The following is a 15,763-nucleotide window of genomic DNA, read 5'->3' as shown; positions in this document are numbered from 1 at the left end:
TCGACCACACACCGGCAGGCGTTTCCCTGACGCTATTCGCTGCGCCGCACAACTGGCGAAACGTACGTTTCTCACCGGCGCTTCGGCCATGCCGGCCCATTCGTGAGGCGCATTCTCGTGCCCGTTTCTGTGATTCCGGAGGAAGATTCAATGCTGAACGCGATCACCGCCGCCACCATGCTCGCCTCGACCCTGGGCAGCGCGCCCGTCACGAACCTGCAGCTCGCGCCCCCGCCGGCCGAGGACATGGTCATCGACGTGGTCTCCGCGAACGGCTCCGGCTGCCCGAAAGGCACCGCCGAGGTGACGGTGTCCCCGGACAACAAGGCGTTCACGGTCGCGTACAGCCAGTTCGTCGCCCAGGTCGGCCCCGAGGCGAGGTCCACCGATTTCCGGAAGAACTGTCAGCTCTCTCTCGACGTGCTCGTGCCCGAGGGTTACACGTACGCGATCGCCGGCGCCGACTACCGCGGATACGCGAGCCTGGAAGAGGGCGCGACCGGTTCCGAGACGGCGAACTACTACTTCCAGGGCGAGCGGCACACCACCCGGATCCGGCACGACTTCAAGGGCTACCTCGCCGAGAACTGGCAGCGCACCGACCAGGTGGAGATCAGCTCCATGTCTTTCCTGCCGTGCGGCGAGAAGCGCTACCTGAACATCAACACCGAGCTGCGGGTGAACGCCGGCACCGCGAAGGGCGGCACCACCAACTTCCTCACCATGGACTCCTCCGACGGCAACCTCGCCACCGTCTACCACGTCTCCTGGATGAAGTGCTGATCCGCTCACCGGCCCGCCGGATGCCGGCCCGTTGCGGCCCCGCATCCGGCGGCGATCAGCCGGCCGCCGACGACGCCCCGGCAGCCCGGTGCGGTCAGGCGAGGCGTCATCGGCCGCCGCCAGGGCGGCCGGCGCCATGGCGACGACCTGACCCGAACTCCGCAGCACGTCCCCGGCCGTGAGGCGCAGCACCTCCCGGCCGGCCATCCGCAAGGCGTTGAGCCGCGACCCGTCCCCCATCGCCAGCCGACTGATCATCAAGCTCTGTGTCGGGTGCCCGGCTGCGTTCCAGAGCTGTCACGCGCGAAACGGCGCGCGTGAGATCGGCAGGCGGGTGCCCACTACGAGTTCGCGGACGGCCGCGCCCGCGGGCAGGCGCCGGAATCCGAGGGCGGCCAAGCTCGGCAGACGGCGGACGGGTGTCCCGCCCGGGGTGGCGTCGCGGCGGGCGGCATCGCGGCGGGCGGCATCGCGGCGGGCGGCATCGCGGCGGATGGCGGCGCGGCGGGCAGGGCGGCGCGGCGGGCAGGGCGGCGCGGCGGGCAGGGCGGCGCGGCGGGCAGGGCGGCGCGGGCGGGGCGGCGTGGGTGGGGATGGGCGGGCGCTCAGGCGCCCCCAGGCGCCGGGTGGCGGGCGGTGACCCGCCGGGCGCTCCGGTGAGTGGTGGTCAGCGGGGGCGGACCAGGCCGGCGTTGAAGGCGGCTATCACCAGCTGCGCGCGGTCGCGGGCGGCGAGTTTGGCCAGCAGGTGGGTGATGTGGGTCTTCACGGTCTTGATCGAGATCACCAGGGCGGCGGCGATCTCGTCGTTGGACAGGCCGTTGCCGATCAGGGCGAGCACCTCCACCTCGCGGGGCGTGAGGCCGCCGGGCGGGGCGGGTGGGCGATCGCGGCGGGGCGCGGCCACGTAGTGGGCCACCAGCCGGGTCAGGATCGACGGGGCGAAGAGCGATTCACCTCGATGCGTACGCCGGATGGCGTCCAGCAGCTCCTCGGGCCGGGCGTCCTTCAGCAGGAATCCGGAGGCGCCCGCGTGCAGGGCCTCGTAGACGTACTCGTCGAGCTCGAACATGCTCAGTACCAGCACCCGGGACCCGGCGAGCACCGGGTCGGCGCAGATCCGGCGGGTGGCTTCCAGGCCGTCGAGTCTCGGCATCCGCACGTCCATCAGGACCACGTCGGGGCGTGCCGCCCGGGCTCGCAGCACGGCCTCGGCGCCGTCGGCTGCCTGGCCGACAACGGTCAGGTCCGGCTCGTTCTCGATGATCATGGCGAGGCTCTGCCGGAGGAGCGGCTGGTCATCCACGAGAAGCACCCCGATCCGCGCGGTCCCGGAGGCGGATGCGCCGGAACCCACCGAAACGGCAGCAGTGGCACCCGGCGCACTCGGAGCAGTCGCACCCGCCGGAACCGGAGCAGTCGCGCCCGCCGGAACCGGAGCAGTCGCATCCGGCGGAACGGGAGCGACGGGATGCCGCGCATCGAGAGCCGTGGGGTGCGGCGGAACGGAGGCGGATGCCGGGTGGGTGGTCATGCGGCGGGCTCGTCGGGGATGCGGGCGGTCAGCCGGAACCCGCCGTCCACCGGCTCGGCGGTCAGGGTCCCGCCGAGGCTGCCCACTCGTTCGCGCAGGCCGGACAGGCCGTGCCCGGCCCCGGGGACAGCCCGCCAGCCGGGTGCCGACGGGCCGCGGTCGGCCACGCTGGCCACGATGAAGCGGCCGTCCCGGTGCACGCGCACGACCACGTCGGACGGTCCGGCGTGCCGGGCCGCGTTGCTGAGCCCCTCGCGTACCGTCTTGCAGACCGCGACCTGCACCCCGTGTGTCACCTCGCCGAGCGGCTCGGCCGCGAGCCGGGGGCGCAGGCCGGCCGATTCCGCGGCCCGGACGATCTCCGGCAGGGCGTCCAGGCTCTCCAACGGGGTTCGCGGGCCCGGACCGTCCGGCTCCCGCAGCACCGTGAGCATGCGGCGCAGCTCCGAGGTGGCGTGCCGGCCGGCCTCCTCGATGTCCGCGAGCGCCTCGCCCACTTCCGGCGGTTTCGGCAGGTGCCGGGTGCTCGCCGCCCGTACGGTGATCAGCCCCAGCCCGTGCGAGACCAGATCGTGCAGGTCCCGGGCGATCCGCAGGCGCTCGGCCAGCACCGCTTCGGCGGCCGCCCACTCGGTGAGCCGCCGCTCGTAGTCGGCGCGGTCGGCCCGCCACCGGCGCACCGCCCAGATCACCGCCCCGACCGCGGACCCGGCGATCAGCGGGGGGATGACCTTGGTGGCCGGGCCGGAGACGCCGACGGTGCACATGGTGAGCAGCAGCGCCGTGGCGACGACGGCGACGACCGGGACGGCGCGGTTGCGCCAGGCCGGACGCGGATGGGCGAGCACCCGCCCGACTGTAGCGGTCGGACCAGGGTCCGAGACCGGGCCGCGAACCGGGGGATCAAGGTCCGAGAAGGGGCGGTGGAACATCCGAGACCGGTCCGATGTGCCGGGGGCCCGCCCGCCGATTGACTGGAGCAATGATCACGATCGACGGCATCAGCAAGATCAGGGGTCGGACGACGATCCTGCACGAGATCACCTTCGAGGCGCACCCGGGACGTGTCACCGGCTTCCTCGGGCCCAACGGCGCCGGCAAGACGTCCACGCTGCGCATCCTGCTCGGGCTGGACCGCTCGCAGGGCGGGACCGCCCTGATCGACGGCCGCCCGTACGCCGCCTGGGACCGGCCGCTGACGAAGGTCGGCGCCCTGCTCGACGGCAGCGGAGCGCACCGGGCCCGGACCGCCCGCGCGCACCTGCGCTGGATGGCCGCGAGCAACGGCATCCCCGGGTCCCGGGTCGCCGAGGTTCTGGAGGTGGTCGGCCTCGGTGGTGACGCCGGCAAGCGGGCCGGCAAGTTCTCGCTCGGCATGGGGCGCCGTCTCGGCCTGGCCGCCGCGCTGCTCGGCGACCCGCGGGTGCTGATCCTGGACGAGCCGGTGAACGGGCTGGACCCGGCCGGCATCCGGTGGATGCGCACGTTCCTGCGGGACAGCGCCGACGAGGGCCGCACTGTGCTGCTCTCCAGTCACCTGATGGGCGAGCTGGCCGAGATCGCCGACGACGTGGTGATCATCGATCACGGTCGGGTGGTCGCCCGCGGCGCACTCGCCGAGGTCACCGGTGACCACCAGACTCTGGAGGACGCCTTCCTCGCCCTCACGTCGGCGGCACAGCCGTGGTGACGCCGGGCCGTACCCCCATCGCTCCGCTCGTCCGGGCCGAGCTGCGCAAGCTCCTCGGCCTGCCGACCGCCTGGGTGGGCATCGTGCTCGGCCTGCTCGGCGCCCCGCTCCTGGTGCTGGTCAACGCGCCGGCCACCCGCCGGGCGCTGGCCGACGGCGCTTACGGCGACCCGTCCGACATGGGCTTGCAGAACCTGATGATCAGCCTGCTCGGCGCGATGGTCCTCGGGGTGGTGACGGTGAGCAGCGAGTACACCAGCACCGGGGAGGACGCGCCGGGCGCGCGCCAGCTCACCGCGACGCTGCTGGCCGCGCCGCGCCGCGCCCGGTTGCTGGCCGCCAAGGCGGCCGCGCTGTGCCTGGTGGTGGCGGCGACCGGGGTGGTGACGGTGGTGGCGACGCTGGCGCTGACCGAGATGATGCACGGTACGGCCGTGCCGGCGCCCGAACCCGTCCGGGCGGTCGCGGCGGTCGCCTATCTTCTGCTGATCGGCCTTCTGTCGTACGCGATAACGCTGCTCGCCCGCAACGGGATAGTCACGCTGACCGTGCTGATCGTGAACTCCTCGGTCGTGTCGGTCTCGTACCTGCTGACCAAGGTGACGCCGCTGGCCGCCTATCTGCCGGACATCGTCGGGCCGCACATGTTCCTGCGCGGCATGCAGGGCCAGGAGCGGATCCCGCCGGTGACCGCCGGTCTCGTCATGACCGCGTGGGTGGCCGCCCTGCTGGTGGTCGCCGCCCGGATGTTCCGCCGGCGGGACGCATGAACGCCTTCCGGGCCGAGGTCGGCAAGCTCGTCACCCTGCCGTCCCTCCGGCTCACCGCCGCGCTGACCCTCGCTGTCACGGTGCTGCTGCGCGCTGTCGGTGCCCCCGGCTCGGCGCCGTCCCACACCCTGCCCGGCCTGCTGGTGTTCGGTGTGCTCGCGGCGGCGCACGAATATCAGGGCGGCAACCAGATCAGGGCCACGCTGCTGGCTGTCCCCCGGCGGCTGCCGCTCGCCGTCGCCAAGGCTTTCGCGCTGCTCCTGATCGCTGTGCCGCTCGCCCTCACGGTGGCACTCGCCGGCGGCGATCCGGAGGCGGCACTGCCGCTGGTCGTGTCGATGCTGGTGGCGGCCGGCGTGGGCGGGGTGCTCCGGCAGGCAGTCGTAGCTGTCGGGGCGGTGCTCTTCTCGTACGTCATGGTGGGTCCGTTGATTCGTGATCGCTGGCCCGGCAGCGGACCGTGGCTGCCGGACACCGTCGTGGCCGATCCTGAACTCGGTCTGCTTGCCGCGGTGGCCTGGGCCGTCGTCATGCTCGCGATCGCAGCCCTCGCTCTGCGTCACCGCGACGCGTAGAGGGAGGCAGCGTGCACAGCCCGTAGTCATCCTAGGAACCCATCCTGATGTCATCATCGGAGAGGGGTGGACCGTTGCGCGCGTTTCCTAGATTATCTCCCGCAGCGCCGCGGCCATCCGCCGTTCATGTCCGTGACGCTGCTTGTTCACTCCCTGCGGCCGTGAAGAGGCTGAGCGATGAAAGAGCGCACGACACTCGCGGAGATCCGTGAGCGGACCTACAAGCGCCGGGACGCCTGGTGGACGGTCTGGCTGGTCGACCCGCTGGCCTCCCGGCTGGTCTGGCTGGTCGCGCCGTGGCGATGGGTCACGCCGAACCGGCTGACCATCGGCGCCTTCCTGGTCGGCCTCGGCGCGGCCGCCTGCTTCTGGCAGGGCGAGTACGGCTGGGTGCTGGCCGGCGCGCTGCTGTTCCACCTGAGCTTCGTGCTCGACTGCATGGACGGCAAGATCGCCCGGTTGAACGGGACCGGCTCGGTCTTCGGCACGTGGCTGGATTACGTCTTCGACCGGCTGCGGGTGCTGGCGTGCGCGATCGGTCTCTTCGGCGGGCAATACCTCAAGACCGGCAACCTCGTCTTCCTCTGGCTCGCGACGGCGGTCATCTTCTTCGACATGTTCCGCTACCTGAACGCGCTGCAGATGCAGAAGGTCAAGCTGACCATGAAGGAGCGGCTGCTCGCGGCCTCCGCGGCGGCCGGCGGCCCGGCGCCGCGGTTCGCCGAGGAGGGCGACGACGACGTGGTCGTGCCGTCGCAGGACAGCACCCGCGAGCGACTCGACGTGCACGGTGAGTTCCGCACCCGCTTCGGAAGCTTCGTCAGCATCCGGGACGCGTTGCTGCGCCAGCGGATCCGGGCGCATCTGTTCAGCGGGATCGAGTTCATGATGTTCGTCTTCATCCTGGGGCCGGTGACCGGCCGGATCGTCGTCTTCACCGTGCTGTCCGCGCTGCTGCTGGGCGCGTTCGAGGCGTTGCTGGTCTACAAGCTGTGGACCACGACGAAGACGTTCCACAAGCGGATCACCAAGCTGGAGAACGCGGTGCCGGCGCTCGTCTGAGCGCGGGCACCGCGTCCCGCCCTGCTACGACAGGCGCACCGGCACCACTTCCGGTGCGCCCAGCCGGGCCGCGTCGGCGGTCTCGTCGTCCTGCTCCTCCTGGGACGCCCGTTCGGCCTCCACCCGCAGGCGGTAGTTCTCGATCTCCCGTTCCCGCTGCTCGGCGGTCCAGCCCAGCACCCGGCCCATCAGCTCGGCGGCGGCGACCGCGGCCACCACACCCCGGTCGAAGGTTTCGATCGAGATCCGGGTACGCCGGGTGAGCACGTCCACCAGGTGCCGCGCACCCTCGGCGGCGGCCGCGTAGACGAACTCGGCCCGCAGGTAGTCCTCGGCGCCCTCGAGCGGACGGCCCAGGTCCGGGTCGTCGCGGATCAGGTCGAGCAGCTCGGTGGTGAGCGTGCCGTACCGGCCGAGCAGGTGCTCGACCCGGGCGACGTGCAGGCCGGACCGGGCGGCGAGGAGCCCGCGCCGGTTCCACAGCGCGGGGAACCCTTCGGCGCCGAGCAACGGCACCTTGTCGGTGACGCAGCGCGGCACCGACCGGGCCAGGCCGTGCACGCAGGCGTCGACCGCGTCCCGGGCCATCACCCGGTACGTCGTGTACTTGCCGCCGGCGACCACGACCAGCCCCGGCTGCGGGCTGCCCACCGAATGTTCCCGGGACAGCTTCGAGGTCGACTCCGACTCGCCGGAGAGCAGCGGCCGCAGCCCGGCGAAGACGCCCTGCACGTCGGCCCGTTCCAGCGGCCGGGCCAGCACCTTGTTGACCTCGGTCAACAGGTAGTCGATGTCCTTGCTGGAGGCGGCCGGATGGGCCTTGTCCAGGTTCCAGTCGGTGTCGGTCGTGCCGATGATCCAGTGCCGGCCCCACGGGATCACGAACAGCACGCTGGTCGCGGTCCGCAGGATCAGTCCGGTCGACGACTGGATCCGGTCCCGCGGCACGACCAGGTGGATGCCCTTGGAGGCCCGGACGTGGAACTGGCCGCGCTCGCCGACCAGCGCCTGGGTGTCGTCGGTCCACACCCCGGTCGCGTTGATCACCTGCTGGGCGCGGATCTCGAAGACGCGGCCGTGCTCCAGGTCGCGGACCCGGACCCCGGTGACCCGTTCGCCCTCCCGCAGGAAGCCGATCACCTCGGTCCGGGAGACGACGTGCGCCCCGTAGGCGGCGGCGGTGCGGGCCAGGAACATGGTGTGCCGCGCGTCGTCGAGCTGCGCGTCGTAGTACTGCAGCGCGCCGACCAGCGAGTCGCCGCGCAGCGCCGGGCAGGCCCGCAACGCGCCGCGGCGGGTGAGGTGCCGGTGGTGCGGCACCCCGGCGCCCGGCCCGCTGCGCGACATCGCGTCGTAGAGGGTGACGCCGGCGCCCGCGTACAGGCGTTCCCAGCCGCGGTGCTTGAGCGGGTAGAGGAAGCGGACCGGGCGGGCCAGGTGCGGCGCGAGGCGCTGCAGGATGAGCCCCCGCTCCCGCAACGCCTCGCGGACCAGCCCGAAGTCCAGCATCTCCAGATAGCGCAGCCCGCCGTGGATCAGCTTGCTGGACCGGCTGGAGGTGCCGGAGGCGAAGTCGCGCGCCTCGACGAGGCCCACGGTCAGTCCCCGTGTGACCGCGTCGAGCGCGCAACCCGCCCCCACCACTCCCCCACCGATCACCAGGACGTCCACCTCGGCATCGGCCAGCGACTCCAGCGCGGCGTCCCGGTAGGACGGAGAAAGAGCAGTCATGTCAGTCCACATCCACCCAGTCGAGGGTCCGCTGCACCGCCTTCTTCCACTTGCCGTGACCCTCCTCGCGCTGCTCGGCCGACCAGCTCGGCTGCCACCGCTGCGACTCGTTCCAGTTCTCGCGCAGCTCGTCGGTGTTCTTCCAGAAGCCGACCGCGAGCCCCGCGGCGTACGCCGCGCCGAGGGCGGTCGTCTCGGCCACCATCGGCCGGCTCACCGGCACCCCGAGCACGTCGGCCTGGATCTGCATGCAGAGGTTGTTGACGGTGATGCCGCCGTCGACCTTGAGCACGTCCAGGGTCACGCCGGAGTCCTGCGCCATCGCGTCGACCACGTCCCGGGTCTGGTAGCAGATCGACTCGAGGGTGGCGCGGGCGATGTGCGCGCCGGTGTTGAACCGGGACAGCCCCACGATCGCGCCGCGGGCGTCGGAGCGCCAGTACGGCGCGAACAGGCCGGAGAACGCCGGCACGAAGTAGACCCCGCCGTTGTCCGGCACCGAGGCGGCGAGGGTTTCGCTCTCGGCCGCGTCGTTGATGATGTGCAGCTGGTCGCGCAGCCACTGGACGGCGGAGCCGGTCACCGCGATCGAGCCTTCGAGGGCGTAGATCGGGGCGGCGTCGCCGAACTTGTAGCAGACCGTAGTGAGCAGCCCGTTCTCCGAGCGGACCAGGTTCGTACCGGTGTTGAGCAGCATGAAGTTGCCGGTACCGTAGGTGTTCTTCGCCTCGCCGGGCGCGAAGCAGACCTGGCCGACCGTGGCCGCCTGCTGGTCGCCGAGATCGCCGGTCAGCGGGACCTCACCACCCAGCGGGCCCGGCGCCCGGCCCACGCCGTACGTGTTCGGGTCGGACGACGGCCGGATCTCCGGGAGCATCGACCGCGGGATGCCGAAGAAGCCGAGCAGCTCGTCGTCCCAGTCGAGGGTCTCCAGGTTCATCAGCATGGTGCGGCTGGCGTTGGTGACGTCGGTGAGGTGGTTGCCGCCGTCGACGCCGCCGGTGATGTTCCAGATCAGCCAGCTGTCGGTGTTGCCGAAGATCGCGTCCCCGCGCTCGGCGGCCTCGCGGACCCCGTCGACGTTGTCCAGGATCCACTGGATCTTGCCGCCGGAGAAGTACGTGGCCGGCGGCAGGCCGGCCTTGCGGCGGATGACGTCGCCGCGCCCGTCGCGGTCGAGGGCGGAGGCGATCCGGTCGGTCCGGGTGTCCTGCCAGACGATCGCGTTGTAGTACGGCCGGCCGGTGCGCCGGTCCCACACCACAGCGGTCTCCCGCTGGTTCGTGATGCCGACCGCCGCCAGGTCACTGGCCTGCAGGTTGGCCTTCTGCATCGCGGTACGCACGACGGCCACCGTGCGTTCCCAGATCTCGATCGGGTTGTGCTCCACCCAGCCGGCCTGCGGCAGGATCTGCTGGTGCTCGAGCTGATGACGGGCCACCTCGTTGCCGCCATGGTCGAAGATCATGAACCGGGTGCTGGTGGTGCCCTGATCCACTGCGCCGACGAAGTCAGCCACGACGTGCCTCCACGTTCTCGTCAGTCGGGTTCCCGTTGTGCGGGGTCGGGATCTCCCCGGGTTCCTGGGGAGCGTCCGACGGCAGGAAACGCCCGATCAAAGTTTGGTACAAGCCGGCGCCGATGACGCCACCGATGATCGGCGCGACGATCGGGACCCAGAAGTAGAGATTCCCGTACTGGTCGCGGAACGCGCCACCGTAGCCGGTCAGGAAGCTGGCGAGTCGCGGGCCGAAGTCACGGGCCGGGTTGATCGCGTACCCGGCGTTGGTCCCCCAGGCCATCCCGATCGCGACCACGAGCAGGCCGATCACCACCGGGCCGAGGTTCGCGGCGGGCGCGGTGTTGGCCATGTCGGTCAGCGCCAGGATGACGAAGAGCAGGATCGCGGTGCCGATGATCTGGTCGCGGAAGGCGCCCCATTCACCGACCGGCAGCGTGCCGTTGCCGGGCAGCGTGGAGAAGACGCCCTGGGTCTTGATGGTCAGGCCGGGGTCGGCGGCGTGCAGCACCTCGGTGTAGTTCCAGCGCACCAGCAGCGCGGCGACGAACGCGCCGAGCGTCTGGGCCAGCGAGTAGGGCAGCACCTTGCGCCAGGAGAAACCCTTGAAGACGGCGAGCGCGATGGTGACCGCCGGGTTGAGATGGGCGCCGCTCACCCGGGCGGCGACGTAGACGCCGAGCGTCACGCCCAGGCCCCAGGCCCAGGCGATGCTGTCGTGGTCCCCGATCTCGGCGGCGGCGACCTGCGCCACCACCCCGACACCGAAGAGGATGAGAATCATCGTGCCGGCGAACTCGGCAGCCAACTCGCCGAGCAGCCCTGGAGTTCTGGGTCGTGTGACCATGCTCCCTCCCCTGATCCGTTGCCTGGGACGCTAGGGAGGGGTCCGATGTGGGGCAATGAACACCGGTCGGCATTGTCGAACATCAATCACGGCGGGTCGTCACACGGTGGCATAGAGTCCGAAACATGCCCGGGACGGTGCAGTCGATCGAGCGAGCCGCCGCCATCCTGCGGATCCTCGCCGGTGGGCCGGGCCGGCTGGGGCTCAGCGAGATCGCCCGGGCGCTCGACCTGGCCAAGGGCACCACCCACGGCATCCTGCGCACCCTGCAGGAGGTCGGCTTCGTGGAGCAGGACCGGGTTTCCGGGCGATATCAGCTCGGCGGGGCGCTGCTGCACCTGGGCACCAGCTATCTGGACATCAACGAGCTGCGATCCCGATCGATCAACTGGGCGGACCCGCTCGCCGCCCGCAGCGGGGAGGCGGTGCGGATCGGCACCGTGCTGGAGGGCCGGGTCCTCGTCGTGCACCACGTCTTCCGGCCCGACGACACGTTCCAGACCCTCGACGTCGGCGCGCTGCTGCCGCTGCACGCGACCGCGCTCGGCAAGGTGCTGCTCGCCTATCGGCCGTTCACCGTCTCCGAACCGGCGGCCTACACCCGGCGCACGGTGGTGGAGCCGCGCCCGCTCGCCGCGGCGCTCGATCACGTCCGCGAGGTCGGCTGGGCGGCCGAGATCGAGGAATACCTGCTCGGCCAGGCGGCGATCGCCGCGCCGATCCGCGGGTACGGCGGTCTGGTCGTCGGCGCGATCGGCATCTCCGGACCGGTGGAACGGCTCTGCGACAGCCGGTACCGCCCCAAGGCCCCACTCGTCGCCTATGTCCGGGACGCCGCCCGTGCGGTGTCCCGGGACCTGGGAGCCGCCCGATGACCGAGCGATACGTGGTCGCCGTCGACCAGGGCACCACCTCCACCCGCTGCATCGTGTTCGACCGCCGCGGGCAGCTGGTCTCCCTGGCCCAGCAGGAACACAAACAGCACTACCCGCGACCCGGCTGGGTGGAGCACGACGCCGCCGAGATCTGGCGCAACGTGGAACGGCTCGCGCCGCTCGCGCTGCGCCGGGCCGGGATCGGCCCGGACCAGGTGGCCGCGCTGGGCATCGCCAACCAGCGGGAGACCACGGTGCTCTGGGACCGCGACACCGGCGCCCCGATCGGGCGGGCCATCATCTGGCAGGACACCCGCACCGACGCGCTGGTGCACGAGCTGGCCGCGCGCCCGGAGGCGGCGGCGGTGGAGAGACGGTCCGGTCTGCCGCTGGCCACGTACTTCTCCGGCCCGCGCCTGAAATGGGCCCTCGACGACACGCCCGGCCTGCGCGAGCGGGCCGAACGCGGCGAGGTGCTCTGCGGCACCATGGAGACCTGGCTGATCTGGAACCTGACCGGCGGCCTGCACGTCACCGACGTCACCAACGCGAGCCGGACCATGCTGCTCGACGTGCGGACCCTGCAGTGGTCGCCGGCGGCGTGCGCGTTCTTCGGCATCCCGCCCGCCATGCTGCCCGAGGTGCGCCCGTCGATCGGTGTCTTCGGCACGGCGACCGCGGCGTTCCCCGGCGTCCGGATCGGGGCGGCGCTCGGCGACCAGCAGGCGGCGCTGTTCGGGCAGACCTGCTTCACCCCCGGCGAGGCCAAATGCACGTACGGGACCGGCAGCTTCCTGCTGCTCAACACCGGCGCCGAACTGGTGCACTCGGACAACGGCCTGCTCAGCACGGTGGCCTACCAGATCGCCGGCGAGCCCGCGGCGTACGCCCTGGAAGGCTCCATCGCGATCACCGGCTCGCTGGTCCAGTGGTTCCGTGACCAGCTGGAGCTGATCTCCACGGCCCCGGAGATCGAGACGCTGGCGCGCACCGTCGCGGACAACGGCGGCTGCTACATCGTCCCAGCCTTCTCCGGCCTGTACGCCCCGTACTGGCGCAGCGAGGCGCGCGGCGTGATCGTGGGGCTCACCTCGTACATCACCAAGGGCCACCTGGCCCGCGCGGTGCTGGAGGCGACCGCCTGGCAGACCCGCGAGGTGGTCGACGCCATGAACGCCAACTCCGGGCTCGCCCTCACCACGCTCAAGGTGGACGGCGGCATGACCTCGGACAACCTGCTCATGCAGATGATCGCCGACGTGCTGGACGTGCCACTGGTCCGGCCGCTGGCGGTGGAGACCGTCTCGCTGGGCGCGGCGTACGCGGCCGGGCTCGCCGTCGGGTACTGGCCCGACCTGGACGGGCTGCGCCGCAACTGGCACATCGCCGGCCAGTGGATGCCGGCCATGGACCCGGCGGTGCGCTCCACCGAGTACGCCAACTGGCGCCGCGCGGTGGAGCGCACCTTCGACTGGATCCAGCCGAACTAGCGGGCGCCTGCCGGACTATGACGGGACAGTCGACGAGTCAGACCTGAAGGGCCGGCTCGGCGGAGTCGACCCGGCGGGAGATCGCCTACGCGGATGTCTGTCTCACCCCGTCCGCCCCGGCACCGGCGCGCGGCCGGGCCGGGGACAGCGGGACATCCACTATTTCGTGGCGCGGCCGGTGAGCTTGTCGCGCAGGCGGTCGACCAGGCCGACGCCCGGGCCGACCAGCTTGTGGAAGAGCTCGGCGTTCGGCGCCGACGGGTGCGGCCGGGTGGGCGCCAGCTTCTTCGCCGTCTCCACCTTGCCGGCCAGCTCGACCAGCTCCTCGTGCGGGATCCGCCGGCGCAGCTCGGGGAACTGCTCGTTCTCCTCGTCCTGCACGTGGTCGGCGAGGATCTCCTCGAGCTTGCCCAGCGCCTCGTCGAACTCCGGCGAGGACACGTCGAGGTCCTCGAGGCGCTTCATCGTCTGCTCGAGCTCCTTGTGCTCCTCGACGTCGTGCTCCACCGCCTTGTCGCCCTCGGGCAGGTACTTCTTCATCGCCGGGTAGATGTACATCTCCTCGGCCACCGCGTGGCGGACCAGTTCGCTGATCGCGGTGTCGGTGAGGTCGCGCCGGATCATCGGATCCTGCACCGACCGGATGTTGCCGATCAGGGCGGTCACGTCACGGTGGTCGCTGACGAGGACGTCGATCACGTCCCCGCCGCTCTGCGGGGTAGTCACGGTTCCTCCAGGGGAAGTCAGGTGTGTACGACTGCCGGGCTACCCGCTGTGCATGAAGTTATGCCTCAGTAGGCGGCCGCGCCGAGACGGTGCCGGTCGGCGTCCCGGAAGGCGCGGCAGTGGCCGCACGCCATGAAGTAGCGGCTGGGCTTCACCGGGAAAAGCGGGATGAAGAACAGGGTGAACTTCGTGGAGCGCCGCAGGATCGACTGGGGCGCCTCCCAGCCGCAGACCTCGCAGGTCATCGTGCGGGTGTCGACCAGATGGTCCTTGGTCCGCAGACCGAACAGCAGAAACACGGGAACTCCCCACATCGGCGACGTCTGACTCCCATGGTCTTACCCACTCACAAGCGCACGCATCATTGGGACCGGCGTCACGTCGCCCGGCCATCACCGCCGCCACCGGTTCCGCGATGAGCAGGGAAACCCTGCACGGAGGTGCGATCGTGACCGGTTCCAGCCTGGTGATCCGTTTCGGCGCCGGGCGGCTGGTCGTCGCCCACGACGACGAGACGGCGAGCGGGCTGCCCCGGATCGCGTACCGGGAGCCCGGCCCGGCGCCGGACTCGTCGCCGGCCGACCTCGCCGACCTGCTCACCGAGGCGTTGCGCGCCGCCGTCCCGCCGATGCCGCGACAGCTGACCATCGTGCATCCGGACGCCTGGACGGAGCGGGACCGGACCGCGCTGAGCCGGGCCGCGGCCGCGGCGGGCGTCACCGGGCCGTCGTTCCTCACCGATTCGGTCGCGGTCGCCCACGCGGTGGCCACCGGGCTTCGCCGGCGGCGGGCCGCTGCCATGGTCACTCTGGACGGGCCGGTCGCTCAGATGGCGATCATCGGGCGTACGCGCACCGCGTTCCGCCTCGTCGGAGAGCCCGTGAGCCGGCCCGTCCTGCCGACCCCGGAGAGCCGCCGGGAGGTGACCGGCGCGCTGCTCACGGTGGCCGCCTCGGCGGGACTGGCGCCGGAGCAGCTGGCCGCGGTCTATCTGGTCGGCGACGAGCCGGGGGCGCCGCTGGGCGTGGAGATCCAGCGCCGTCTGGGGATCCCGGTGTCGCCGCGGCGGGACGTGGAGACCGCCGCTGTGCACGGTGCGCTTTACGCGTACCCCCGGAAGAGCCGCACCAGCCGGAACGCGCGCCGCCTGATCTCCACCGCCCGGGCCGCGCGGGTCGTGCTGGCCATCGTGTGCGCGATGGCCGCGCTGGCCGTCGTGGCCGCCGGCGCCGCGATCCATCTGCGCCGCGGCCAGGATCCCGGTGCCCGTTTCGTGACCGCCGCACCGGCACCGCCGCCGATCGTGCGCCTGCTCGACCCGGACGCCGGGCGCCTGGTCAGTGTGGACGCCGGCACCGGCGGCGTCGTCCGCGGCGAGCGGATCCGCGGTGTCACGCCGGCCGCCGCGACGCTGGCGCCGGACGACCGGACGGTGATCATTGCCGGTCGCGGTGGCGTGCTGGTGCTCGACGGCGAAACCGGGCGGGTGCGGCATCGGCCCCCGGTCACGGGCGCCGTCGATGTGACGCTCGGTGCGGACGGCCGCACCGCCTATGTGTTGAGCCGAGCCGGGGTCACCACCGTCGACGTCGCCTCGGGCGTCCCCGGGCGGCCACTCAGCGTCGGCCGCCGCGCCGAGAAGCTCCTGGTCAGCCCGGACGGCCGCACGATCCATGTCGCCGGTGGACGGTCGGTCAGCCCGGTCAACGCCACGACCGGCCGGCGCGGCGCGCCGATCCGGATGCCGGGGGAGGTCACCGCGATGACCGGCACGCCGGACGGCCGGTCACTCTACGTGCTCTGCGCACGGAGCGGCGAGACGGATGTCGTGGCCCGGGTCGACGCGGTGGCCGGGCGGGTGCGGGCCGAGATCCCGGTGCCCGGGCTGGGTGATTCGCGACGGCTGAGCGCGGCGCCGGGCGGGCGGCGCATCCTGCTGTACGGCAGCAGCGGCACACCCGCCGTCGGCTGGATCGACACCGCCACCGACACGGCCGGCCCGCCGATCCCGGTGGGCTCCGCCCCGGCCGACATCGGCTACCTCCCGGACGGCGTCACGGCGTTCGTGCTCACCCAGTTCTCCGTGGTCAGCGTGGACACCGCCGGCGGCGTGGCGGGCCGCTCCCGGGACCTGCCGCCCGCTGTCGCAGCCGCGCGGTAG

The 15,763-nt window shown here is 72.0% G+C and carries 15 protein-coding genes; 8 read left to right on the top strand and 7 right to left on the bottom strand.

Annotation, left to right across the window (positions count from 1 at the left end; all coding sequences use genetic code 11):
- The first annotated feature begins 150 nt into the window (after nt 1-150).
- Nucleotides 151-783, top strand: a complete 633-nt coding sequence (locus AC0NH5_RS06445; RefSeq protein ID WP_474400924.1) for a DUF4360 domain-containing protein — start codon at nt 151-153, stop codon at nt 781-783.
- A 667-nt stretch (nt 784-1,450) separates the two neighbouring features.
- Here the strand turns inward: AC0NH5_RS06445 and AC0NH5_RS06440 are convergent.
- Nucleotides 1,451-2,089, bottom strand: a complete 639-nt coding sequence (locus AC0NH5_RS06440; RefSeq protein WP_474400922.1) for a response regulator transcription factor — start codon at nt 2,087-2,089, stop codon at nt 1,451-1,453.
- Nucleotides 2,090-2,313: 224 nt separating this feature from the next.
- Nucleotides 2,314-3,165 carry a sensor histidine kinase gene (locus tag AC0NH5_RS06435; protein WP_474400921.1) on the bottom strand — a complete coding sequence of 284 codons (852 nt, stop codon included), beginning with the start codon at nt 3,163-3,165 and terminating at the stop codon, nt 2,314-2,316.
- 134 nt (nt 3,166-3,299) lie between these two features.
- On the opposite strand from AC0NH5_RS06435, the gene AC0NH5_RS06430 reads away from it, so the two are divergent.
- From AC0NH5_RS06430 to AC0NH5_RS06415, 4 genes are all read left to right on the top strand, one after another.
- Nucleotides 3,300-4,007 (top strand): ABC transporter ATP-binding protein, encoded by a 708-nt coding sequence (locus AC0NH5_RS06430; protein ID WP_474400919.1) that lies wholly within the window; start codon nt 3,300-3,302, stop codon nt 4,005-4,007.
- Nucleotides 4,001-4,777, top strand: a complete 777-nt coding sequence (locus AC0NH5_RS06425) for a hypothetical protein (protein WP_474400917.1) — start codon at nt 4,001-4,003, stop codon at nt 4,775-4,777. Before AC0NH5_RS06430 ends, AC0NH5_RS06425 begins: the two co-directional genes overlap by 7 nt.
- Nucleotides 4,774-5,352 carry a hypothetical protein gene (locus AC0NH5_RS06420; RefSeq protein ID WP_474400915.1) on the top strand — a complete coding sequence of 193 codons (579 nt, stop codon included), beginning with the start codon at nt 4,774-4,776 and terminating at the stop codon, nt 5,350-5,352. Before AC0NH5_RS06425 ends, AC0NH5_RS06420 begins: the two co-directional genes overlap by 4 nt.
- 177 nt (nt 5,353-5,529) lie before the next feature.
- Entirely contained in the window at nt 5,530-6,414 is an 885-nt protein-coding gene (locus tag AC0NH5_RS06415; protein WP_474400913.1) for a CDP-alcohol phosphatidyltransferase family protein, read from the top strand.
- A 24-nt stretch (nt 6,415-6,438) separates the two neighbouring features.
- Here the strand turns inward: AC0NH5_RS06415 and AC0NH5_RS06410 are convergent, their stop codons facing one another.
- The 3 genes from AC0NH5_RS06410 to AC0NH5_RS06400 are packed head-to-tail and all read right to left on the bottom strand — an operon-like array spanning nt 6,439 to nt 10,511.
- On the bottom strand, nt 6,439-8,145 hold the full coding sequence (locus AC0NH5_RS06410; protein WP_474400911.1) for a glycerol-3-phosphate dehydrogenase/oxidase: 1,707 nt from the start codon (nt 8,143-8,145) through the stop codon (nt 6,439-6,441).
- Nucleotide 8,146: 1 nt separating this feature from the next.
- The gene (glpK, locus tag AC0NH5_RS06405; protein ID WP_474400909.1) at nt 8,147-9,664 is read right to left on the bottom strand and encodes a glycerol kinase GlpK; all 1,518 of its coding nucleotides are present in this window, start codon (nt 9,662-9,664) and stop codon (nt 8,147-8,149) included.
- Nucleotides 9,657-10,511 carry an MIP/aquaporin family protein gene (locus AC0NH5_RS06400; RefSeq protein ID WP_474400907.1) on the bottom strand — a complete coding sequence of 285 codons (855 nt, stop codon included), beginning with the start codon at nt 10,509-10,511 and terminating at the stop codon, nt 9,657-9,659. The genes glpK (AC0NH5_RS06405) and AC0NH5_RS06400 overlap by 8 nt, the downstream gene beginning before the upstream one ends.
- A gap of 125 nt (nt 10,512-10,636) precedes the next feature.
- Here AC0NH5_RS06400 and AC0NH5_RS06395 point away from each other — a divergent pair, with 125 nt between their 5' ends.
- Together AC0NH5_RS06395 and glpK (AC0NH5_RS06390) are read left to right on the top strand one after the other, a co-directional pair.
- The gene (locus AC0NH5_RS06395; RefSeq protein ID WP_474400905.1) at nt 10,637-11,386 is read left to right on the top strand and encodes an IclR family transcriptional regulator; all 750 of its coding nucleotides are present in this window, start codon (nt 10,637-10,639) and stop codon (nt 11,384-11,386) included.
- The gene (glpK, locus tag AC0NH5_RS06390) at nt 11,383-12,876 is read left to right on the top strand and encodes a glycerol kinase GlpK (protein ID WP_474400903.1); all 1,494 of its coding nucleotides are present in this window, start codon (nt 11,383-11,385) and stop codon (nt 12,874-12,876) included. Before AC0NH5_RS06395 ends, glpK (AC0NH5_RS06390) begins: the two co-directional genes overlap by 4 nt.
- Before the next feature lie 159 nt (nt 12,877-13,035).
- On the opposite strand, the gene AC0NH5_RS06385 is transcribed toward glpK (AC0NH5_RS06390), so the two are convergent.
- The gene (locus tag AC0NH5_RS06385) at nt 13,036-13,602 is read right to left on the bottom strand and encodes a hemerythrin domain-containing protein (protein WP_474400902.1); all 567 of its coding nucleotides are present in this window, start codon (nt 13,600-13,602) and stop codon (nt 13,036-13,038) included.
- Nucleotides 13,603-13,667: 65 nt separating this feature from the next.
- Nucleotides 13,668-13,901, bottom strand: coding sequence for a zinc-ribbon domain-containing protein (locus AC0NH5_RS06380; protein WP_474400900.1), 234 nt, complete (start codon nt 13,899-13,901; stop codon nt 13,668-13,670).
- A 149-nt stretch (nt 13,902-14,050) separates the two neighbouring features.
- On the opposite strand from AC0NH5_RS06380, the gene AC0NH5_RS06375 reads away from it, so the two are divergent.
- On the top strand, nt 14,051-15,763 hold the full coding sequence (locus AC0NH5_RS06375) for a YncE family protein (RefSeq protein WP_474400899.1): 1,713 nt from the start codon (nt 14,051-14,053) through the stop codon (nt 15,761-15,763).

Source organism: Actinoplanes sp. 13 (assembly GCF_056134165.1).
This window is presented reverse-complemented; position numbering and strand designations above follow the sequence as displayed.

Coding starts and splice junctions, on each gene's coding strand:
- AC0NH5_RS06445 (WP_474400924.1), top strand. CDS start 151: ATGCTGAACGCGATCACCGCCGCCACCATGCTCGCCTCGACCCTGGGC.
- AC0NH5_RS06430 (WP_474400919.1), top strand. CDS start 3,300: ATGATCACGATCGACGGCATCAGCAAGATCAGGGGTCGGACGACGATC.
- AC0NH5_RS06420 (WP_474400915.1), top strand. CDS start 4,774: ATGAACGCCTTCCGGGCCGAGGTCGGCAAGCTCGTCACCCTGCCGTCC.
- AC0NH5_RS06415 (WP_474400913.1), top strand. CDS start 5,530: ATGAAAGAGCGCACGACACTCGCGGAGATCCGTGAGCGGACCTACAAG.
- AC0NH5_RS06410 (WP_474400911.1), bottom strand. CDS start 8,145: ATGACTGCTCTTTCTCCGTCCTACCGGGACGCCGCGCTGGAGTCGCTG.
- AC0NH5_RS06400 (WP_474400907.1), bottom strand. CDS start 10,511: ATGGTCACACGACCCAGAACTCCAGGGCTGCTCGGCGAGTTGGCTGCC.
- AC0NH5_RS06395 (WP_474400905.1), top strand. CDS start 10,637: ATGCCCGGGACGGTGCAGTCGATCGAGCGAGCCGCCGCCATCCTGCGG.
- glpK (WP_474400903.1), top strand. CDS start 11,383: ATGACCGAGCGATACGTGGTCGCCGTCGACCAGGGCACCACCTCCACC.